Consider the following 21,431-nt stretch of genomic DNA (forward strand, 5'->3'; position numbering starts at 1 on the left):
TCAACGGGTCGTGCACCAGGACTTTTGCCTGTACAGGGCACTCAGTGTGCGGGCGGGCATGCCTCGGACCCCGGCCTCGCGCGGAGGCCGGGGTGCGGGTGGGACCGGACTAGAAGACGACCAGCGCGCGGCCGCCCTTGCCCGCCAGCATGTTCTCGAAGGCCGCCGGGATGCCGTCCAGGGAGATGCGTTCGGTCACCAGGGCGGTCAGGTCCAGACGGCCCGCCCGGACGTGATCGGCGAGGACCGGGAGGTCCCGCGCGGGGTCGGAGTTGCCGTAGACGCAGCCGGAGAGGGTGCGGCCCCAGTGGAAGATCTCCAGGGCGTTGAAGGTGACCTGCTGGTCCTTGCCGCCGATGCCGACGACCGTGGTGCGGCCGCCGCGCCGGGTGGAGTCCCAGGCCGTGCGGATGGTGACCGCGCGGCCGGCGCACTCGACGGCCACGTCGACGCCCTGCTTGCCGGTGAGGCCGCGGATCTCCCTGGCCGTGGTGTCGGAGGCGACCAGGTAGTCGGTGGCTCCGGCGGTCCGGGCCAGTTCCTCCTTCGCCGGGGAGACGTCCACGGCGATGATCTTCGAGGCGCCCGCGATCCGGGCCGCCTGCAGGGCCGCGAGTCCCACTCCCCCGACGCCGAACACCGCGACCGTCTCGCCCTGCCGGACGTGGGCCGAGTGGTGGACGGCGCCGTAGCCGGTGAGGACGGCGCAGCCGAGCAGGGCCGCGTCGGTGAGCGGGACGCCGTCCGGGGCGGGCAGCACGCAGGACGCGGAGACGACCGTCTCCTCGGCGAACGCGGCGACGTTCAGGCCGGGGTGGAGGTCGGTGCCCTCGGTGGTGCGGGCGTAGACGTCGGCGGCGCCGCTCAGGGCGTCGGCGCACAGCCAGACCTCGCCGAGCGAGCAGGCGTGGCAGCTGCCGCAGGACGGGGCCCAGTTGAGGACGACCCCGTCGCCGGGCGCGACGTGACCGACGCCCTCGCCGACGGCGACGACCGTGCCGGCGCCCTCGTGGCCGAGGACGGCGGGGACGGGCACGCGCATGGTGCCGTTGGACAGGGACAGGTCGGAGTGGCAGACCCCGGCGGCGGCGAGCCGGACGCGGACCTGGCCGGGTCCGGGGTCGGGCAGGTCGATGCCGGTGATCTCCAGTGGGGAGCCGACGGCGGGCAGGACGGCGGCGCGGACAGCCATGACGGAAGGGACTCCCCTGACTAGAACTGGAGGGACTTGGTCTGGAGGTACTCGGCCAGGCCGTGCACGCCGAGTTCGCGGCCCACGCCGGACTGCTTGTAGCCGCCGAAGGGGGCGAGGGGGTTGAAGCGGCCGCCGTTGATGTCGACCTGGCCGGTCTCCATCCGGCGCGCGAAGGCCACCGCCTCGGCCTCGTCACCGGCCCAGACGGCGCCGGCCAGGCCGTAGACCGTGCCGTTGGCGATCCGCAGGGCGTCCTCCTCGTCGTCGTAGCGGAGGATCGACAGGACCGGGCCGAAGATCTCCTCCTGCGCGATGGTCATGTCCGGGGTGACGTCGGCGAAGACGGTCGGGCTGACGAAGTAGCCCGTCTCGCGCGGGGCTTCGGGCCCGCCGGCGACCAGGCGGGCGCCCTCGGCGACGCCCTTCTCGATGTAGCCGCGCACGCGGGCCTGCTGCTTGGCGTTGACGACCGGGCCGATGCGCTCGCCGTACTTGGCGGCGGCCGTCGCGGCGAGTTCGACCGCCTCGTCGTACTGGTCGCGGTGGACCAGCATCCGCGTCCACGCGCTGCACGTCTGCCCGGAGTTGGACATGACGTTGGCGACACCGACGTTGACCGCCTTGGCGAGGTCGGCGGTCGGGAGGATGACGTTGGCGGACTTGCCGCCGAGTTCGAGGGCGACCTTCTTGACCTGCCCGGCGGCGATCGCCGCGATGTGCCGGCCGACGGCGGTGGAGCCGGTGAAGGAGACCAGGTCGACGCCGGGGTGCTCGGCGAGGGCCTGGCCTGCGACCGGGCCGAGGCCGGTGACCAGGTTGAAGACGCCGGCGGGGAGGCCGGCCTCGTGGACCGCGTCGGCGAACAGGCGGGCGACCAGCGGGGTGTCCTCGGCGGGCTTCACGACGATCGTGCAGCCGGCCGCGAGGGCCGGGGCGACCTTGGCGACGATCTGGTGCAGCGGGTAGTTCCAGGGCGTGATCGCGGCCACGACACCGACCGGCTCGTGGTGCACGACCGAGTTGCCGGTCTTCTCCTCGAAGGCGTACGTCGCCGCGAGCTCGGCGTAGGAGCCCGCGACCGCGATCGGCACGGCAGCGTGGACGGCCTGGGAGAACTTCAGGGGCGAGCCGAGTTCGGCGGTGACGGTCTCGGCGATCTCGTCCGCGCGGGCGGTGAGCACGTCCCGCAGGGCCGCCAGGCGCACCGCGCGCTCGGCGGGCGGGGTCGCGGCCCAGTCCGGGAGGGCGGCGCGGGCGGCCCGCACGGCGGCGTCGACGTCCTCGGCGGTGCCGGCCGGGACCGTGCCGATGACCTGCTCGTCGGCCGGGTTCACGACCTCGATCACGTCCTGGCCGGCGGCGGGGCGCCAGGCGCCCTGGATGTACATGCCGTCGTATGCCTTCATCGTGCTTCCTCCGGGGCGGGGCGTCGTCGTCCGGTACATAAACTAGCGACGATAGTTTTCTGGCGCCAGACGTCACGGGGCACCGGGTCCCTGGCCCCAGGTCAAGGCCCAGGTCCGGGTCCGGTCCGGGTCCGGAGTCCGGGTCCCGGGTCCCGGGTCCCGGGTCATCACAGCACGGCCGGGGCCCCGCCCGGGTGTGCGGCTCCTCACTCCCCCAGGTCGGGCAGGCGCGCCGGATGCGGGCAGATGCGGTCCCCGTGCTGGTCGAAGACGAAGAGGTGGGCGAGGTCGACCAGGAGCGGCACCTGCATGCCGTGGCGGAGGGCGAGGTCGGGGGTGGTGCGGACGATGAGGTCGCCGGGCAGGCGGGACTCGGCGGACGGCGCACGGACTTCGGCGTCCCCGGGGTCGTCCAGGGTCACGACGGGTCCGGCCCGTCCGGCTCCGGTCCGTCCGGCTCCGGTCCGTCCGGCTCCGGTCCGCTCCCGCAGGCGGGTGAGGACCGAGGCCTCACGGCGGCGGCGCCGGGCGGGGCGGCCGGGGCGGGGGCGCGGGGCCTCCAGTTCGGGGACGACGGCGGGACTGGAGCCGGTGTCGAAGTGGACGAGGATCTCGTGCCCCTGGAACTCCACGTGCTCGACCAGGCCGGTGATCGGCACCTCGCCGGGGCGGGCCGCGGAGTGCTTGGCGATCCGGACGGCCTCCGAGCGCAGGCCCACGATGACCTCGCGGCCCTGCTCGACGCGCAGCAGCTGGTGGTCCAGGGAGAGCGGCTCGGGCAGCCGCAGGAACTGCTTGCCCAGGCTGATGGTCATCGCGCCGTCCAGCGGGGCGCGCACCAGGCCGCGCAGCAGGTTGATGCGCGGGGTGCCGATGAAGGCGGCGACGAAGACGTTGCTGGGCAGCGCGTAGACGGCCCGCGGGCTGTCGACCTGCTGGAGCACGCCGCCGCGCAGCACCGCGACCCGGTCGCCGAGCGACATGGCCTCGGCCTGGTCGTGGGTGACGTAGAGCGTGGTGACGCCCAGCTCCTTGGTCAGCTGGGAGATCTCGGCGCGCAGATGCGTGCGGAGCTTGGCGTCGAGGTTGGACAGCGGCTCGTCCATCAGGAAGGCGGAGGGGTGGCGGGCGATGGCCCGGCCCATGGCGACCCGCTGGCGTTCACCGCCGGAGAGCTGGCCGGGCAGGCGGTCGAGGAGATCCTCGATGCCCAGCATCCGGGCGGTGGCGTCCACGCGTGGCCCGGGGTCGGTGCCCGGGGCCTCGATCCGCAGCGGGAAGCCGATGTTGGCGCGGCTGGTCATGTTCGGGTACAGGGCGAAGTTCTGGAAGACCATCGCCATGTCCCGCCCGGACGGCGGCAGGTCGTTGGCGTACTCGCCGTCGAGCAGCAGCTCGCCCTCGTCGATCTCCTCCAGGCCGGCGATCATCCGGAGCACGGTCGACTTGCCGCAGCCGGACGGGCCGAGCAGCACGAGGAACTCGCCCGGCGCGATGTCCAGCGACAGCCGGTCCACCACGCGGGCGCCTCGCGTGTAGGCCTTGCTCACGTCGTGCAGGGAGATGGCGCGTGTCATGGGTGCCCCCGAGGGGTTGTGAGCTGCTGCCGGGTGAGTGCGTATGAGTGCGTTCTGGCGTGTGTGAGTGAGTGTCCGGGCTGCGGCGTGCGCGGCTTCCGGGGAGGGAACGGGAGTTCCCAGATCGAATGCGTGACCTTTTCGCAGGCATGGTCGTTGGGCGGGGGGGCAGGCGTGCCCGGGGTGTGGGGAAGGGGGCGGGATGAGTGTGCTGCGTGAGCTTTCGACGCCGTTCGTCGTCCTGGGCCCGTCCGGGGTGGCGATCCGGACCCGACTCAAGGGCCTGACCGGTGCGGACGAAGAGGTGCTGCGGCTGGTCGGCGCGCATCTGGGGTCGCTGGCTTCCCGTGACCTGAAGCGGCGCTGCGCCGAGGGGCTGGAGCACTCCGCGGACACGTGGGCGCGGCGCAAGCGCACTGTGAGTGCGGAGTCCTCGTCGCGGTGGGCGGGCAGTATCACCAAGGCGACGCATGATCAGTGGGCACTGTCGCGGCGAGCGCAACTCGCCCACATCCAGGACCTGGAAGCCGGGGTGCGCATGATCGCGCACCGGTTGTCTCTGCCGGTGGGCGAGAAGGGTACCAAGCGGGCGCCGGGCGGCTACCGCACGCGGCAGGAGTGGTTCGCAAAGACACGTCGTCTGCGCGTGCTTGAGGACCGGCTCGCCGCTGAGCGTGCCGACCGCGCAGCCGGGCGTGTGCGCGTGGTACGAGGCGGGAAGCGGCTGGCCCGCAACCGTCACCACCTCGACCAGGCGCAGCTCACCGAAGCCACATGGCGCCAGCGGTGGGAGGCCGCACGCTGGTTCCTGCAGGCGGACGGCGAGAGCGGGAAGCGGTTCGGGAACGAGACGATCCGCCTCACGCCGGACGGTGAGGTCAGCATCAAGCTCCCCGCGCCGCTGGCACATCTGGCGAACGCCAGACATGGCCGGTACGTCCTGAACGGCACGGTCGTCTTCCGCCATCGTGGCGAGGAGTGGGCCGACCGTGTGGCGACGAACCGGGCCGTGGCCTACCGCATCCACCTCGATACCGGCCGGAACCGCTGGTACGTCACCGCCGCGTGGACGATCCCGCCGACTCTGACCGTTCCGCTGGCTCAGGCCCGCGCCGACGGGATGATCGGCGTCGATACCAACGCCGATCACCTCGCGGCATGGCGCCTGGACGAACACGGCAACCCGGTCGGCAATCCACGCCGCTTCTCCTTCGACCTCGACGGACCGGCCGGCTACCGTGACGCCCAGGTACGCCACGCGCTGGTGCGCCTGCTGAAGTGGGCGAAGCGGCACGGCCTGAGCATCGCGATCGAGGATCTGGACTTCGCCGCGGAGAAGACCCGGGAGAAGCACGGCAGACGGAAGCGGTTCCGCAAGCTGATCTCGGGCATGCCAGTGTCCAGGCTGCGCTCCCGGCTGGTGTCGATGGCGGCCGAACTCGGCATCACCATCGTGGCCGTCGACCCGGCCTACACCTCCAAGTGGGGCGCCCAGCACTGGCAGAAACCCCTCACCGGCAACAAACGCGCCACCACCCGGCACGATGCCGCGGCGGTGGCGATCGGAAGGCGCGCCCTCGGGCACCCGATCCGGCGACGGACGGCACCGCCCCGCGACGACCGGAGTGATCGTCGCGGGCATCGGACCGTCCAGGCCGGACCGGGCGCCCGGAGGCGTGAGGAAACCCGCCCCCGCATTCCCGGACCACGGACACGATCCGTGCGCGCCGGATCTGGAGCGAAAGCGGGCGACCAGGGTGCCCAACACCGTTCGGGGCATCCGGCTGGGCACAGGTTCTGGCAACAGGACTCACTCCCGCTCAGTCTGTAGGAACGGTCATCAGGGCGCTGGTGCTCTGCCGTGGGAAACCCCGTGCGGGTCGTACGGGGCTGTGGGTCACGGAAGTTAACGGAAAGTACGCGGCCGGGGGAAGACACCTGTCGGAATCCGGGCGTTCCGTCCAGCTGGTGAGAAGGCGGACGGGGTCAGTGGACGCCGGTGAGGTGGGCGAAGACCACGACGTTCCCGGAGTAGCCCTTCCTGCGGTCGTAGCTGCCGCCGCAGGTGATCAGGCGCAGTTCGGGGCGGCCCCGGGCGCCGTACACCTCCTGGCTCGGGAAGTGCGCCTTCTCGTACGACTTGACCTTGTCCACGGTGTAGACGGCGATCCGCCCGTCGGCGCGGCGGGCCTTGACGATGCGGCCGCGGGTGAGCTCGGGCAGTCCCGCGAAGACGGCGGGGCCGCTGTCCGTGTCGAGATGCCCGACGGCCACGGCGGTGCCCCGCTCGCCCGGCGAGGCGCCGTCCTCGTACCAGCCGACCAGCTTGGGGTCGTCCTCCGGGGGTGCGGTGAGGCGGTGTTCGCGGTCGAGGCCCAGGTCCATGACGGGGGCGTCGATCCGGAGGTAGGGGATGAGCAGGCGCGTGGCTCGGGAGGGGGGCAGGGTGCGGGGCGTGGCCGGGGGGTGGGGTGGTCGGGCGGTTCGGGCGGGTGGGCGGATGGGGGTGCGGGTGGGTGGGCGCGCGGGGGTGCGGGTCGTGTCCGGCTTGGGAGCGGTGGCTGCGGGCGTTCGCTGCCTGTCGGCAGGGCGCGCGGGCGTACGGGACGGACGTACCGGGATCGCGCCGGTGCGGGGCCCGGGCTCTCGGGTGGTGCCGGGCCGGGCGGTCGGGGTGAGGCCGACGCCGCGGGGCACGGCAGCCGGTCCGGGGCGGGAGTCGCCCGGCAGCGCCGCGGCGGCAGCCCCGGCCGAGCCGGGGGGAAGGGCGGTGACCGCCGCGTCGGGCTCATCGCCCCGGTCCCAGCAGACGACACCGACCAGCAACGAGACACTCACCAGGACCGTCCGGGCCAGGCGGTAGGCCCGCGTCCGATACCAGGGCCTGCGCCGTCGCCGGTACGGCATCGCCGGGCCGTCCCCGTAACCGGCCCTGGGCCGCATCGCGGGTCCGGCACCGGACCCGCCGCTCCCATGCCGCACGACCGGCCCGACAGCGGATGCGGCCCTGGGCCCCGCCGCCGACCCGACACCGAACCCGGACCGGGGCCCCTCCACCGAGCCGACACCGGACCCGGCCCTGGACCCCACCGCCGAGCCGACACCAGACCCGGACCTGGGCCCCTCCACCGAGCCGACACCGGACCCGGCCCTGGACCCCACCGCCGAGCCGACACCAGACCCGGCCCTGGACCCCACCGCCGAGCGGGCGGCAGCCCCGGGCCCACTCCGGACCGTCGGGTCGGCGACACCACGGAACCCGCCGCCGGTCCGGCCCTCCGGATCAGCGACAGCACCGGGCCGGCCACCACGCCGACGCGCAGGGGCGGCAGCGGCTCCGGTCCCAGCCCCGCGCCGCCCCAGTGGAGCGGCGCGGTACGCCGAAACCGTCCTACGCCGCGCCATCGGGGCGGCGGCGGAGCCGGAACCAGACCGTTCCGGCGACGGCGGCCAGTCCGACCGCCGCCGCTCCGGTGACCGGCGTGAAGGCCTCGCCACGGGCGATGCCGCCACCGCCCGCCGGCGGGCCGCCGACCGGCGTCGTCGGCTTGGAGGTCGGGCAGTCGACCTTGAAGACCTTGAACTTGCCGGCACCGTGAGCCTGGTCGGTGAGCCACGTGAGCTTGTACTGCCCGTTGGGCAGGTCGATGGCCTTGGTGCGGCCCTTGCCGGTGGGGTCGGCGGTGAACTGGCCGCTGCGCGTGGCCCCGCCCGGCACCTCGGGCTGGGTCTGGATGGTCCAGTTGACCTTCTCGCCCGGGTCGAAGTTGAACGCCGCCAGATAGAAGTCGCAGACCTTGGGGTCGTTGCGCTGGTTGTCCGCGGTCGTCGTGCTGGCGTGGATCTTGACGTCTCCGTTGTCCCCCGGGACAGGAGCGGCGACAGCGGGCACACCGCTCAGGGCGGTCCCTGCGAGGGTGAGGGCGGCGAGGACGGCGGTGCGGGTACCGGCACGGCGCGCGGGGGGTACGACGGGCATGAACATGCCTCCAAGTCAGATGATTGTCATACAAACACCTCGTCACCTGACTCTCTGTCACAGGACCGCCGAAACAGACGCAACTGCGCCCTACGACGCGTCAGATATCGCTCTTCCGGCGGAGCCGCACCCGCGACCGGCGGGTCTCCCCCGCCCCTTCCCCCGCCGCCGCACCCGGCTCCCCCCGCGACCGCACCGCGACCCCCGAGGACAGCAGCAACAGCACCCCGAGCATCACGAACGGCGCCGCCACCCCCGCGACCCCGGCGATCAGCCCGGCCGCGGCGGGCGCGGCGACCTGGCCGAGCCGGTTGCCGGTCAGACGCAGCGCCAGGGCCGTGGAGCGGGCCTCGTCGGGCGCGGCCTGGACCACCGTCGTCATGGACAGCGGCTGCCCCACCCCGAGGCAGAAGCCGAGCAGCACCAGCAGCAGGCCGAGCGCCCACACCGGCATCGGCAGGGCGATGCCCGCGCACAGCAGGGCCGCCAGCAGACAGGTCACCGTGAGCAGCAGGGTGCGGCCGAGCAGCCGCAGCAGGGGCGTCAGCACCAGACGGCAGGCGATGGTGGCCGCCGCTCGCAGGCTGAGCAGGACGCCGATCACGGACGGCGCGATGCCCCGGTGCTCGCCGACCACCGGAAGGTAGGCGGTGAGGATGTCGGTCGCGGACAGCACGGCGAGGCTGATGAGGATGCCGGCCGGCACGCCCCGGGTGCGCAGGATGCGCCCGACCGGGACACGGTCGCCCTTGTCCGCGCGGGACGTATCCGCCGTGCGGCGGTGCTCGATGCGCCACAGCGAGGTGAACGCGACCGCCCCGATCGCACCCGCCGCGATCAGGGCGAGCGCGCTGGTGCCCGTCATGTCGTCGCCGCTGATCACCGCGCCCGCGGCGATGGGGCCGACGAGCTGGCCGAGCGCGGCGCCGATGGTGAAGTGACCGAAGTTGCGGTCCTGTTCGTGCGGCGCGGACTGGCGGGCGACGAGGGACTGGGAGCCGATGACGAAGCAGAGGTGGCCGAGGCCCATCACCCCGCTCCACAGGGCCATGGCCCACAGGGAGTTCGCCACGCCGCTGAGCGCGCAGCCGCCGGATATGAGGACCACGCCGATGGGCAGCAGGGGCGCGCAGCGGCCGTGGTCGGTGCGGCGGCCCAGGGGCACGGCGGCGAACAGCGGCAGCAGCGCGTACACACCCGCGATCACACCGACCGCGCGCTCGTCCGCGCCCAGCGCGAGGGCCCGGTAGGAGACGGCGGGCCGGGCCATGGACACCGCCCCCTGCGCGAAGCTGAAGGCGATGACGAGGCGGAGCAGCCAGCCGCGGTTCCCACCGGGCCTCACGATGACGTCCTCCATGCGGTGGTCAGATGATCCCGAAGAGCATGCCCGCCCCGAGGATGACCAGACAGGTGAGGGCGGCCCACTTCACGACGAACTTCGTGTGGTCGCCGAACTCCACCTTGGCCATGCCGACCAGGACGTACACGGCCGGGACGAGCGGGCTCGACATGTGCAGCGGCTGGCCGACCAGCGAGGCGCGGGCCATCTCCAGCGGGGAGACACCGTGCGCGGCACCCGCCTCGGCGAGGACGGGCAGGACACCGAAGTAGAAGCCGTCGTTCGACATGAAGTACGTCAGCGGAAGGCTGAGGATGCCGGTGACCAGGGCCATGTGCGGGCCCATGCTGCCGGGGATGACGTCCACCATCCACTTGGCCATGTTGTCGACCATGCCGGTGCCCTGGAGGACGCCGGTGAAGACGGCGGCGGCGAAGACCATGCCGGAGACGTTCAGGACGTTCTCGGCGTGGGCGGCGATGCGGGCCTTCTGGTCCGGGATGTGCGGGAAGTTGACGGTGAGCACGAGTGCGGCGCCGAGCAGGAACAGCACCGGGATCGGCAGCAGCTCCATGATCATGGCGGTGAGCAGGCCGACCGTGAGCAGCGCGTTGAACCAGTACAGCTTGGGGCGCAGCGTGGCGCGGTGGGGGTCGAGGCCCTGGAAGTCGTCGTCCTGCTCGTCGGCGTCCGTGCCGGAGCCGGCGCCGCCCGAGACGCCCTTGCGCATGGAGACCTTGCCGTCGCCGGAGCCGCCGGCACCCACGAGGACCGTCTCGGTCTCCTTCTCCTCGACCTTCTCGTCCACCAGCACCTCGTCCAGCGTCAGCACGCCCAGCCGCCGGCGCTCACGCACACCGAGGACGTAGGAGAGGACGAAGACGAAGAGCAGGCCCACGAGGAGCGCCGGGATCATCGGGACGAAGATGTCGCTGGCGTCGAGCTTGAGCGCGGTGGCGGCGCGGGCGGTCGGGCCGCCCCAGGGGAGGGTGTTCATCACGCCGTTGGCCATGGCGGCGACACCGGTCATCACGACCATGCTCATCTTCAGGCGCTTGTACAGCGGGTACATCGCCGAGACGGTGATCATGAAGGTGGTGGAGCCGTCGCCGTCCAGCGACACGATCGCGGCGAGCACGGCGGTGCCGACGACGATCCGCATCGGGTCGGCTTTGCAGAATTTGAGGATGCCGCGGACGACCGGGTCGAAGAGACCGACATCGATCATCACACCGAAGTAGACGATCGCGAACATGAGCATCGCCGCAGTGGGGGCGAGGTCGGTCACGCCGTCGAGGACGTAGTCGCCGAGCTTGGCGCCCTTGCCGACGAACACGCAGAACAGCGCGGGAATCAGCACGAGCGCCGCGATCGGCGACATCTTCTTCATCATGATCAGGACCAGGAAGGTCGCGATCATGGCGAAGCCGAGGATGGTCAGCATGAGTGGATACCTAACGTTCGCCCTTGAACATCCCACCAGGGCCGGCGGTGTCCGAGACGTTAGGTGCGTTCAAGCAGCGTTAACAAGACGTTGACGTGCGAGCAATAAGCGCAAAACTGCTGGTCACAGCTTTGCTCAGGTCAGAGCGGTGAGCTTTTCGGTCACGGATGCGCATCCGGGGGCCGTCTCGGGGGCGACGTCGACGGGCACTCCGTTGAGGACCGCGTTGCCGGACAGCGGGTCGAGCAGGCGGCCGTCGAGGAGCTGGTTGACGTTGACGCCGGGGTCGGTCGCGGCGTGGCTGAGGCGGGTGCCGGGGCGGTTGTGGCCCCAGCCGTGCGGCAGGCTCACCACACCCCGGCGCACGTCGTCGGTGACCTCGGCCGGTGCGGTCACCTCTCCCCCGGCGCCCTTCACGCGCACCGGTGCCCCGTCGCGGACGCCCAGCCGTTCGGCGTCCTCGGGGTGGATGTGCAGGGTGCAGCGGTTGGATCCGCCGGTGAGGGCGGGCACGTTGTGCATCCAGCTGTTGTTCGAGCGGAGGTGGCGGCGGCCGACCAGGACGAGTCCGTCGGGGCGTTCGGCCAGGGCCGCGCGCAGGCGGGGCAGGTCGTCCGCGATCGGCTGCGGCAGCAGTTCCACCTTGCCGCTCCTGGTCTTCAGCGGCTGCGGCAGGCGGGGGCGCAGCGGACCGAGGTCGATGCCGTGCGGGTGCGCGAGCAGCTTCTGAAGGGTCAGTCCGTCGGGTCGTACGCCGAAGCCGTCGCCGTAGGGGCCGAGGCGCAGCATCATGTCCAGCCGTCGCTCGGGGCCGGTGTCGCCGGTGAGCTGGGCGGCGAGCTCGCGTGCGTCGCGGCCGTGGACGGGCGAGTGCGGTTCCTCGACGGCCTTGCCGAGGGTCTGGTCGATGACCATCTGGTCGACGGCGGCGGGGTCGGCCCCGTGCATGCCGGTGACGGCGAGGATGAGCCGGGCCAGGATCTCCGTCTCGGCCATCCGGCCCGGCTCCAGCGGGACCGCGGGGCGGGTGTAGCGGACCTGGTTGCGGACGGCGAGGGTGTTGAACGCGAAGTCGTGGTGCGGGCTCTGGGAGGGCGGGGGCGGAGGCAGGACGACGTCGGCGTGGCGGGAGGTCTCGTTGAGGTACGGGTCGACGCTGACCATGAAGTCGAGCGATTCGAGCGCCCTGTCGAGCCGGTCGCCGTCGGGGGCGGAGAGCACGGGGTTGGCGGCGACGGCGAGGAGCGCGCGCACCGGCTCGCCCTCCTCGGTGGCCGTGTCGATCTCCTCCGCGAGGGCGGAGAGGGGCAGTTCGCCCTTGGCCTCCGGGTGCCGGCTCACACGGGAGTGCCAGCGCCCGAGGGCGAAGCCGCGGCCGGGCCCGGCGGGGCGCGGGGTCTTGTCGGTGGCGGCCTGCGGGAAGAGCGCACCGCCGGGCCGGTCGAGGTTGCCGGTGAGGATGTTCAGGACGTCGACGAGCCAGCTGGCCAGGGTGCCGTGCGGGACGGTGCAGCTGCCGATGCGGCCGTAGACGGCGGCGGTGGGGGCGGCGGCGAGTTCGCGGGCGAGGGTGCGGATGACGTCGGCCTCGACGTCGCAGGCGGCGGCGACGGCTTCGGGGGTGAACTCCCGCAGGGCGTCGGCCACTTCCTCGACACCCTGGACGTGCGGGATGGGTTCGGTGAGTCCTTCGTCGAAGAGCACCTGGGCCATCGCCGCCAGCAGCAGCGCGTCGGTGCCGGGCCGCACGGCGATGTGCCGGTCGGCGAGCTTCGCGGTGCGGGTGCGGCGCGGGTCGATCACGACGAGCGTGCCGCCCCGGGCCTTGAGGGCCTTCAGCTTGCCCGGGAAGTCGGGGGCCGTGCACAGACTGCCGTTGGACTCCAGCGGGTTGGCGCCGATCAGGAGCAGATGGTCGGTGTGGTCCAGGTCGGGCACGGGGATGGCGTTCGCGTCGCCGAAGAGCAGTCCGCTGGAGACGTGCTTGGGCATCTGGTCGACCGTGGAGGCCGTGAAGACGCTGCGCGTGCCGAGCCCGGCGAGCAGCACCGCCGGGTAGAGGGCGCCGGCCATGGTGTGCACGTTGGGGTTGCCGAGGACGACGCCGACGGAGTTCGGGCCGTACCGCTCGACGACGGGCCGGATACCGGCGGCGACCGCGTCGAAGGCCTCCTCCCAGGTGGCCTCGCGCAGCTCGCCGTCCCTGCGCACGAGCGGGGTGCGCAGCCGGTCGGGGTCGGCGTCGACGGCCCCGAAGGAGGCGCCCTTGGGGCAGATGAACCCCTTGCTGAAGACGTCGTCGCGGTCACCGCGGGCGTGGGTGACGCGCGTCCCCTCGATGGTGAGGGTCAGGCCGCAGGTGGCCTCGCACAGGGGACAGATACGCAGGGCGGTGCGGGACACGGGTCCTCCAGGGGCGGCGGCTACGGTGACGCACGGACGCGCCCGAGCATACCGACCGGTATGCATGGAGGGGAGGCCCTGACCGGTGTGACGTCAGTCGAGCACCCGGGCCAGATACGCCCGCAGCATCTCCCGCATCTCCTCGATGATCTTCGGGTCCCCTTCCGGCGCGACCCGGAAGGCCAGGTGCACGAGGGTGTCAGCGGTTTCGACGGCGATGAGGAAGACCCGGCGCAGCTCCTCGTCGGGCTCGCGGCCGAGAAAGCCGGAGAGGAGCTCGGTGAGGCGGTCGGCGACCCGGTGGTTGGGTTCTGCCTGGCGGGCGCCGACCGGGATCTGGTTGCCGAAGTCGACGAGGGAGAAGCCGGGCGCGGTGCGCTTCATCTCCAGGTATTCGTCGAGCACGGCGTCCATGGCCTCGCGCCAGCCCCCGTCGCCCGCCGTGCGCAGGCGCTGGGTGACCCGCTCCGAGTAGCGCTCGAGGTTGCGCTGGGCCAGCGCGTCGACCATCTGGCGCTTGTTGCCGAAGAAGCGGTAGACCGAGCCGATGGGGACCGCGGCCCGCTGGGCGACGGCCCGGGTGCTCAGGTCGTCGTAGCCGACCTCGTCGAGGAGGTCGGCGCAGGCGTCGAGGATTCTGGCCAGGCGTTCGGCGCTGCGCCGCTGGACGGGCGCACGACGGAGCGATGTCGCGTGGGGCACGGGCTTCATGATGCCCTTCCGGCGCGGTCCGGTGAACCTCGCCCCCGGATCCAGGACCGGGGGTCCGCGATCCGGGACCGGGTGTCCATGGTCCGGGAGCGCGTGTCCGCCGCGGGCGTCCGCGCCTGCCGCCGCGTCTCCGTCCCATGCGTGCGCGCCTGCCGCCGCGTCTCCGTCCCATGCGTGCGCGCCTGCCGCTGCGTGTCCGCGCTCGGCGTGGGGTCGGGCTCGGGCGCGGGATCAGGCTCGGACTCGGGCTCAGGGTCGGGGTCGGGGTCGGCCTCGGGGCGGGGGCCGGTTCCCGACGCGGTGATATCGGCCGTGCTCTCCACGGGCGCGCCGTCCACCGCCCACACCGTGCCGTCGTCGGCGTAGAGGCGGACCGTGACCTGGTGCGTGCCGCGCGGTACGAGGCGGTCGGCGAGACGGCACTCGGGGGCGCGCAGGCGGGCGACCGGGCGACCGTCCAGATAGAGCCGCGCGAGACCCTGCCCGGGCACCGCCCGGGCCGCCGCACCGGGCGGTGAGAAACGGAAGTTGCGCACGGTCAGGCGTACGCCCCAGCCGCCGGCCGCGTCCGGCTGCACCTCGACGCCGACGTCGGGGGCGTCCCGCCGCGCCACCTCGCGGTAGGCACGCCCCTCCTGGTCCCGGTCCTCCAGAAGGCTGCCCACCGGTGCGTGCCGCGTCTCGTCCTCCCGCGCCTCACCGGAGCCGCAGCCCGCGGTTCCGGTCAGCAGGAGGACACAGACCGCGAGCACGGCGCCAGATCCCCGTGTCCACGTCATGCCGGGGAGCGTAGAACAGGCGTGCGTTCCGGCGGATCGTCCTGGAGTCGGGTCTCCTCGTCCGTCCAGAGGAGGTCATACAGGGCCGCGCGTCCCCCTTGCGCCGGGGAAATCGCAATCCTACGGTGTTGCATAGGAATCGGGTGGCGCAGGAATCGGACCTCAAGGGAGCAGCGATCATGGGTGCGGACGTGCGGAAGACCGCCGAAGGGCTGACCTACCTCTCCGGCTTCGGCAACGAGCACAGCTCCGAGGCCGTCCCGGGCGCACTGCCGGAAGGCCGCAACTCCCCCCAGCGGGCCCCGCTCGGGCTGTACGCGGAACAGCTGAGCGGTACGGCCTTCACCGAGCCCCGGGCGCACAACCGCCGCTCGTGGCTGTACCGGATCCGCCCGTCGGCCGCGCACCCGGCGTTCACCCGCACGCACAACGGCTCGATCCGCACCGCCCCCTTCACCCAGACCGTGCCCGACCCCAACCGCCTGCGCTGGAACCCCCTGCCCGACCCGGCGCCGGAGACCGACTTCCTGGCCGGGCTGTGGACCCTGGGCGGCAACGGCGACGCCACCCAGCGCACCGGCATCGCCGTCCACCTGTACACCGCCAACGCCTCGATGGACCGGGTGTTCAGCGACGCCGACGGCGAGCTGCTGATCGTCCCGGAGCGCGGCGGGCTGCTGCTGCGCACGGAGTTCGGTCTGCTGCATGTGGAGCCGGGACATGTGGCGCTCATCCCTCGTGGGGTCCGCTTCCGTGTGGAGCTGCTCGACGAGTCCGCCCGCGGCTATGTGTGCGAGAACTACGGCGCGCCCTTCCGCCTCCCGGACCTGGGCCCGATCGGTGCGAACGGCCTCGCCAACCCCCGGGACTTCCGTGCCCCGGTCGCCGCCTACGAGGATGTCGAGGGCCCGGTGGAGGTGGTGAACAAGTTCTGCGGCAACCTCTGGACGGCCACCTACGACCACTCCCCGCTCGATGTCGTCGCCTGGCACGGCAACCATGTGCCGTACATCTACGACCTGCGCCGTTTCAATGTGCTCGGCACCATCACGTACGACCACCCCGACCCGTCGATCTTCACGGTGCTGACGTCCCCGTCGGACACCCCGGGGCTGGCCGGGGTCGACTTCGTGGTGTTCGCCCCGCGCTGGCTGGTGGGCGAGGACACGTTCCGGCCGCCGTACTTCCACCGGAACGTGATGACCGAGTACATGGGCCTGATCGAGGGCGCGTACGACGCGAAAGCGGAAGGCTTCGTGCCGGGCGGCGGCTCGCTGCACAACATGATGTCGGCGCACGGCCCGGACCGGGAGACCTTCGACCGGGCGAGCGCCGCCGAGCTGAGGCCGCAGAAGATCGACGACGGTCTGGCGTTCATGTTCGAAACGCGCTGGCCGGTCACCCTCACCCCGCAGGCGGCCCGCGCCGAACACCTCCAGCAGCGCTACGACGACGTCTGGCAGGGCCTGGAGCGGCACTTCCGTCCCTTGCACTGAGCATCCCCGACCGGTACGGATGGCCCGTGACCTCCTTCGCTCCGGACTCGATCGTCCTGAACCGCAAGCTGCCGCTCTGGTACCAGGTGTCGCAGTCGCTGCGCGCCTCGATCCTCGGCCGCTCGCCCCAGGACCCGCTGCGCCTGCCCACCGAGGAGCAGCTGGCCGGGCACTACGGCGTGAGCGTGCTGACCATGCGGCAGGCACTGAAGGAGCTGGAGGACGAGGGGCTCATCACGCGCCACCGCCGGCGCGGCACGTTCATCGAGCCGGACGTGCGCCGGGGCTCCCCGGTCCGGCTGCTGGGCTCGGTGGACGCGATCGTGGCCCAGCAGTCCGGCATGACGACCGAGCTGCTGGACCACGGCACCGCCCCGGTGCCCGCCGAACTCGCCGAGTTCTTCCCGGATCTGGCCGAGGTGGCGACGTACCACCGGCTGCGCAGCGACGAGAAGACCGGTGAGCCGACCAACCACGCCCGCAACTACGTGCGTCCCGGACTGGCCGCGCGCATCGACCTGGACGACCTGGTCCGGTGGCCCATGACCAAGGTGCTGCGGGACGCCGTCGGGGCGGACATCAGCCGCATCACGGACACGGTGGAGGCCCGGCTGGCCGACCCGGAGACGGCGAAACTGCTCCAAGTCCCGCTGCTCAGCCCGATCCTGCACTACACGGGCATCACGTACGACGCCGGCGGGCGGCCTCTGGACGTGGCCGTCATCCAGTACCGGGGGGACCGCTTCTCCTTCACGGTGACCCTGGAGGCGACGTAGGCGCTGCGCGGGAGGCGTGGTGATGCACCTGCGGGCCGGTGGGGGCTGGTCGCGCAGTTCCCCGCGCCCCTTCGGGGGCGCTCGGCACGTCGTACGATGCCCTGCGTGACGCACGACGACGCTCCGCTGCTGGCGGACCTCATGCCGTGGTCCGTCGCACCGCCGCGGCTCGGCCGGGGGTGGCCGGCGGGACCCGACCCGGCGTCCCTGAAGGCCCGCTGGGACGCCCTGCTGAAGGCCGAGGGACCCGACCGCGAGACCCTGTTCGAGCCGACCCGCTCGCGCACGCCACACACGGCGGTCGGCCAGTTGCCCGGCCAGGCCGGCAGCGGGACGCAGAAGCTGGCCCGCGCCTCGGGGCCGTGCCCGGAGCCGGTGCGCGTGCTGTGCGCTCCCTTCGACGAGCAGTGGCTGATCCCCGACCAGCGGCTGATCGACGCGGCCCGCCCCGAGCTGTGGCGGGTGGCGGACGAACGGCAGGTCTTCGTACTGGAGGCGCCCGAGGCCCCGGGGAGCGCCCGGGAAGTTCCCCGCCTGCTCGTCACCTCGCTGCTCCCGCTGCTGCGCCCCGGCCGGATCCGCCCGCTGTTCCGGCGGCCGGGCGGGCAGGAGCCCAACCTGGCGCCCGGCCTGCCGGCGTACCTGGGCACCCGTCTGGGCAGCGTTCCGACGCCTCTCGACGTGCTGGCCTGGATCACGGCGACGGCGCGCCCGGACCTCTCGGTTCCGCTCACCGGGGACGCCGACGCCTGGGCGCGGGGCCTGGAGGTGGGCCACCGGCTGCTGTGGCTGATGCGCCGCGACGGCGAACGCCCCAAGCTGCCCGGCGGCCGCCGCCCCTACGTCCGCGCCCCGTTGCCCTCCCGCCCCCTGGACCTGCGCTACGACCGGGACGAGGAGGCTCTGCTGCTGGACGAGGGCCGCGTCTCCCCGGTGCCGCCGGAGGCCTGGGACTTCGAGGTGGGTGGGGTACGTGTCCTGGAGCAGTGGTTCGCGGCGCGCGTCGCCGAGGCCGAGCCGGGCACACTCGCCGCGATCCGCCCCGCGACCTGGCCCCAGGCCTGGACGTCGGAGCTGCTGGAACTGATCACGGTCCTGGCCCTGCTGGCCGAACTGCGCCCCCTGGAGGAGCCGGAGGTCCCCGACCCGGTCACGGCGACCGAGCTGCGCGAGGCCGGCGTCCTCCCGGTACCGGCCTCGGCCCGCCGTCCGGCCTCGGTACTGGACGGCCCCGAGGAGGGCCCGGAGGGGCAGCTCGCGCTGCTGTAGCGCGTCAGCGCGGGTCGGGGTCGTAGGCGTCCAGGACGCGTTCGAGGGCCCGCCGGAACACGGCCTCCAGATCGACCGGCCCGCTCTGCTCCATGAAGGCCGCGGCCAGTCGCGGATACGCGCCGGTGGCCACCCGGCTGCCCAGATAGGCCATCCGGACCGCGTTCTCCTCCTCCACGGACCACGGCATGGAGCGCGTGCGCTCGACGGTCGCGATGTCGTTCGCGGTGTACGTCGTCACGACGCCGTTGAGCAACGCGATCAGCTCCGTCTTCGTGGCGGCCGGGACGTCGAGCGGTTCGAGGCAGGCCAGGCAGTGCTCCAGATAGCGCAGGGAGTTGGGGCCGAAGGCGAACACCCCGGGCATCAGGCGCGGCACCCAGGTGTGACGGCGCATGATGGCGCGCGTCTCCTCGGCGTTGCGGAGCATGTCGGCGCGCCAGTCGCCCGTCGGCTCGAACATCTCGTGCTCGGCGCCGATGGCGTCGATCATCAGCTCGTACAGGTCCTCCTTGCGGGGGACGTAGTTGTACAGCGACATCGTGCCGCACCCCAGCTCCGCGGCGACATGCCGCATGGACACCGCGTCCAGCCCCTCCGCGTCGGCGATCCGCACCGCCGCCGCCGCGATGTCGGCGCGGGTGAACGCGGGTTTCGGCCCACGGCCGGTGCGCTCGGGGCGCGTCCAGATCACTTCGGGTACGGCAGCTCGGCCCGCCATCGATCATCACCTCGGCCACCATCCTAGTTACGTACACCGTACGTAGTGCGTTATGGTCAAGCCATGACTTCTACGTACGCTGTACTTAGTGAGAGTCTGGCGAAGCGTTTCGGGGAGGTTCACGCCCTGCGCGGGCTGGATCTCGCGGTGGCCGAGGGGACGGTGTGCGGGGTCCTCGGGCCGAACGGGGCGGGCAAGACGACGGCCGTACGGCTGCTGACCACGCTGCTGCGGCCGGACGCGGGCTCCGCGCGGGTCGCCGGGCACGACCTCGCCCGGGAGGCCGCCGCCGTCCGGAGCCGGATCAGTGTCACCGGGCAGGACACGTCGATCGACGGGGACCTCACCGGCCGTCAGAACCTGCTGTTGTTCGGCCGATTGCACCGGGTGCGCGGCCCCGCCGGCCGGACCGCACAGCTCCTCGACCGCTTCGGGCTGGCCGAGGCCGCCGACCGGCCCGCCTCCACCTACTCCGGCGGCATGCGGCGCCGGCTGGACCTGGCGGCGAGCCTGATCCGCCGCCCCGAGGTGCTGTTCCTGGACGAGCCGACGACCGGCCTCGACCCGGCCAGCCGCAACCTCATCTGGGACGTGGTGCGCGAGCTGACCGCCGAGGGCACGACCGTCCTCCTCACCACCCAGTACCTGGAGGAGGCCGACCAACTCGCCGACGACATCGCGCTGGTGGACCGCGGCCGGGTGGCGCACACCGGGTCGCTGGCCCAGCTCAAGGCACTCGTCGGGGCGCACGCCGAGGTCGTCGTGACGGACCCGGACGCGCTCACGAAGGCGGCGGCCGTCCTCGACCGGCTCACGGGCGCGCAGCCCTCGTTCGACCGCGAGCGCGGCGCCGTCGGGGCGGTCAGCAAGGACCCGACGCTCACCCTCCCGCTGCTCGTGCGCACGCTGGACGCGGCGGGCGTGCCGCTGCTCGACGTGAGCCTGCGGCCCCCGACCCTCGACGACGTCTTCCTGCGCCTCACCGGCACGACGGCCACGGCCACCACCACGACCAGGACCGCCACCGACGAGAAGGAGCGTGCCGCATGAGCATGCTGGCGTACGACGGGACCGCGATGCTGGGCCGCCAGCTGCTGCGGATGCGGAACAACCCGGGGCTGCTGATCCTCACCCAGACGATGCCGATCAGCATGCTGCTGTTCTTCGGCTACGTCTTCGGCAGCGCGCTGGCGATGCCGGGCGAGGCCTACCGGTCGTTCCTGGTGCCGGGCCTGCTGGTGGCGACCGCCACGGGCGGGATCATGACCGGCATGTTCCAGGCGGCCCAGGACACGCACCGGGGCGTGACGGACCGCTTCCGTACGCTGCCGATGAGCCGGGCGGCCGTACCGCTGGGGCAGGCCGCCGCGGACCTGGTGGCCACGGCGGTCGGGACGGTGCCGTTCCTGCTGGTGGGGCTCGCGGTGGGCTGGCGGATCGAGGGCGGTCCGCTCGCGGCGCTCGGGGCCGTCGGGCTGCTGATGCTGTTCCGCTTCGCCTGCGTATGGGCCGGGATCTTCCTCGGCCTGCTCACCCGGAACGAGGAGGCGGCCGGTCAGCTCGGCGGGGCGACGTTCCTGCTGCCGCTGCTGTCCAGCGCGTACATCCCGACGAGCGGGCTGCCGGGGTGGCTGCGGACGGTCGCCGAGTGGAATCCGATCAGCGCGGTGGCGACGGCGCTGCGGGACCTGTTCGGCAACGCCCCGGTGCCCGACGGGGCGGCCTGGCCGGTGGCCCACCCCGTCGCGGGGTCGCTGCTGTGGTGCGCCGTGCTGCTCGGGGTGTTCGTGCCGCTGGCCGTGCGTCGGTACGCGCACGGGGAGCGGTGAAGGGGCGGCCGGAACACCGGAGCCGGACGACGCCCCCGGTCACTGCCGGGCGGGGATGGGGCACCGACGGGGGGGGCGGGCCGCGCTCGGGTACACACCTGGCGCCGCTGCGTGCCGTGGGGATGACGGACGACGAGTGCGCAGCGTTCCACCAGGGGCGGTATGACCGCCCGAGCGCGGGCCCCTACTTGCCGCCGAACAGCGAGCGGCGCAGCCTGCGCAGCGGTGCGAAGAGCGAGACGCGACGCACGCGCGCTCCCCTGCCACTGCGGTCGTGCGGCTGACGCGCGGTCAGTTCACGCATCAGAGAGGTCGCCTCGACCGTCTCCCGCTGCGGGACGGCAGGGCCGCCCAGCACCGAGAGGTGGCGGTCGAGGCGCGAACTGGTCGCGCTGCTCCCGCAGGTGATCGCAGGGACCCTCGCCCTGCTGCGCACTGTTATCTGTTCCATGTCACTCCCCACCCGTACGAGTCCACCCGGCCCGGGCAGGTTAACCCTATCGC

General features: G+C 72.7%; 18 protein-coding genes. 6 read left to right on the forward strand and 12 right to left on the reverse strand.

Annotation, left to right across the window (positions count from 1 at the left end; all coding sequences use genetic code 11):
* Nucleotides 1-109: 109 nt before the first annotated feature.
* The 3 genes from ACZ3I3_RS37355 to ACZ3I3_RS37365 all read right to left on the reverse strand — a co-directional run bounded on the left by ACZ3I3_RS37355 (nt 110) and on the right by ACZ3I3_RS37365 (nt 4,178).
* Nucleotides 110-1,192, reverse strand: coding sequence for a Zn-dependent alcohol dehydrogenase (locus ACZ3I3_RS37355; RefSeq protein ID WP_467372228.1), 1,083 nt, complete (start codon nt 1,190-1,192; stop codon nt 110-112).
* Between the two features lie 20 nt (nt 1,193-1,212).
* Nucleotides 1,213-2,601: an aldehyde dehydrogenase family protein gene (locus tag ACZ3I3_RS37360; RefSeq protein ID WP_467372229.1), complete on the reverse strand. Its 1,389-nt coding sequence runs from the start codon at nt 2,599-2,601 to the stop codon at nt 1,213-1,215.
* A 206-nt stretch (nt 2,602-2,807) separates the two neighbouring features.
* A complete protein-coding gene (locus ACZ3I3_RS37365) occupies nt 2,808-4,178 on the reverse strand; it encodes an ABC transporter ATP-binding protein (protein ID WP_467372230.1) in 1,371 nt (456 codons plus the stop codon).
* A 202-nt stretch (nt 4,179-4,380) separates the two neighbouring features.
* Between ACZ3I3_RS37365 and ACZ3I3_RS37370 the strand changes: the two genes are divergently transcribed.
* A complete protein-coding gene (locus tag ACZ3I3_RS37370; protein ID WP_467372231.1) occupies nt 4,381-6,009 on the forward strand; it encodes an IS200/IS605 family accessory protein TnpB-related protein in 1,629 nt (542 codons plus the stop codon).
* 155 nt (nt 6,010-6,164) lie between these two features.
* On the opposite strand, the gene ACZ3I3_RS37375 is transcribed toward ACZ3I3_RS37370, so the two are convergent.
* From ACZ3I3_RS37375 to ACZ3I3_RS37405, 7 genes are all read right to left on the reverse strand, one after another.
* Nucleotides 6,165-7,121: a class F sortase gene (locus tag ACZ3I3_RS37375; RefSeq protein ID WP_467372232.1), complete on the reverse strand. Its 957-nt coding sequence runs from the start codon at nt 7,119-7,121 to the stop codon at nt 6,165-6,167.
* A 448-nt stretch (nt 7,122-7,569) separates the two neighbouring features.
* Nucleotides 7,570-8,163, reverse strand: a complete 594-nt coding sequence (locus ACZ3I3_RS37380; RefSeq protein WP_467372233.1) for a hypothetical protein — start codon at nt 8,161-8,163, stop codon at nt 7,570-7,572.
* Nucleotides 8,164-8,257: 94 nt separating this feature from the next.
* Entirely contained in the window at nt 8,258-9,502 is a 1,245-nt protein-coding gene (locus tag ACZ3I3_RS37385; RefSeq protein ID WP_467372234.1) for an MFS transporter, read from the reverse strand.
* Nucleotides 9,503-9,524: 22 nt separating this feature from the next.
* On the reverse strand, nt 9,525-10,943 hold the full coding sequence (locus ACZ3I3_RS37390) for a CitMHS family transporter (protein WP_467372235.1): 1,419 nt from the start codon (nt 10,941-10,943) through the stop codon (nt 9,525-9,527).
* Nucleotides 10,944-11,078: 135 nt separating this feature from the next.
* On the reverse strand, nt 11,079-13,346 hold the full coding sequence (locus ACZ3I3_RS37395; protein ID WP_467372236.1) for a molybdopterin oxidoreductase family protein: 2,268 nt from the start codon (nt 13,344-13,346) through the stop codon (nt 11,079-11,081).
* Nucleotides 13,347-13,439: 93 nt separating this feature from the next.
* Nucleotides 13,440-14,057, reverse strand: a complete 618-nt coding sequence (locus ACZ3I3_RS37400; RefSeq protein WP_467372237.1) for a TetR/AcrR family transcriptional regulator — start codon at nt 14,055-14,057, stop codon at nt 13,440-13,442.
* The gene (locus ACZ3I3_RS37405) at nt 14,054-14,836 is read right to left on the reverse strand and encodes a hypothetical protein (protein WP_467372238.1); all 783 of its coding nucleotides are present in this window, start codon (nt 14,834-14,836) and stop codon (nt 14,054-14,056) included. The genes ACZ3I3_RS37400 and ACZ3I3_RS37405 overlap by 4 nt, the downstream gene beginning before the upstream one ends.
* A gap of 179 nt (nt 14,837-15,015) precedes the next feature.
* On the opposite strand from ACZ3I3_RS37405, the gene hmgA reads away from it, so the two are divergent.
* The 3 genes from hmgA (at nt 15,016) to ACZ3I3_RS37420 (ending at nt 18,377) form a co-directional block, all read left to right on the forward strand.
* Entirely contained in the window at nt 15,016-16,332 is a 1,317-nt protein-coding gene (gene hmgA, locus ACZ3I3_RS37410) for a homogentisate 1,2-dioxygenase (RefSeq protein WP_467372239.1), read from the forward strand.
* Between the two features lie 26 nt (nt 16,333-16,358).
* Entirely contained in the window at nt 16,359-17,108 is a 750-nt protein-coding gene (locus ACZ3I3_RS37415) for a GntR family transcriptional regulator (protein ID WP_467372240.1), read from the forward strand.
* A 96-nt stretch (nt 17,109-17,204) separates the two neighbouring features.
* A complete protein-coding gene (locus tag ACZ3I3_RS37420; RefSeq protein ID WP_467372241.1) occupies nt 17,205-18,377 on the forward strand; it encodes a type ISP restriction/modification enzyme in 1,173 nt (390 codons plus the stop codon).
* 4 nt (nt 18,378-18,381) lie between these two features.
* Here ACZ3I3_RS37420 and ACZ3I3_RS37425 read toward each other — a convergent pair whose 3' ends face one another.
* On the reverse strand, nt 18,382-19,098 hold the full coding sequence (locus ACZ3I3_RS37425) for a TetR/AcrR family transcriptional regulator (RefSeq protein WP_467372242.1): 717 nt from the start codon (nt 19,096-19,098) through the stop codon (nt 18,382-18,384).
* A 63-nt stretch (nt 19,099-19,161) separates the two neighbouring features.
* On the opposite strand from ACZ3I3_RS37425, the gene ACZ3I3_RS37430 reads away from it, so the two are divergent.
* Nucleotides 19,162-20,148, forward strand: a complete 987-nt coding sequence (locus ACZ3I3_RS37430) for an ATP-binding cassette domain-containing protein (protein WP_467372243.1) — start codon at nt 19,162-19,164, stop codon at nt 20,146-20,148.
* Nucleotides 20,145-20,927: an ABC transporter permease gene (locus ACZ3I3_RS37435; protein WP_467372244.1), complete on the forward strand. Its 783-nt coding sequence runs from the start codon at nt 20,145-20,147 to the stop codon at nt 20,925-20,927. Before ACZ3I3_RS37430 ends, ACZ3I3_RS37435 begins: the two co-directional genes overlap by 4 nt.
* 184 nt (nt 20,928-21,111) lie before the next feature.
* Here the strand turns inward: ACZ3I3_RS37435 and ACZ3I3_RS37440 are convergent, their stop codons facing one another.
* Nucleotides 21,112-21,378 (reverse strand): hypothetical protein, encoded by a 267-nt coding sequence (locus tag ACZ3I3_RS37440; protein WP_037671693.1) that lies wholly within the window; start codon nt 21,376-21,378, stop codon nt 21,112-21,114.
* Nucleotides 21,379-21,431: the final 53 nt, after the last annotated feature.

Source organism: Streptomyces sp. NPDC016851 (assembly GCF_055562795.1).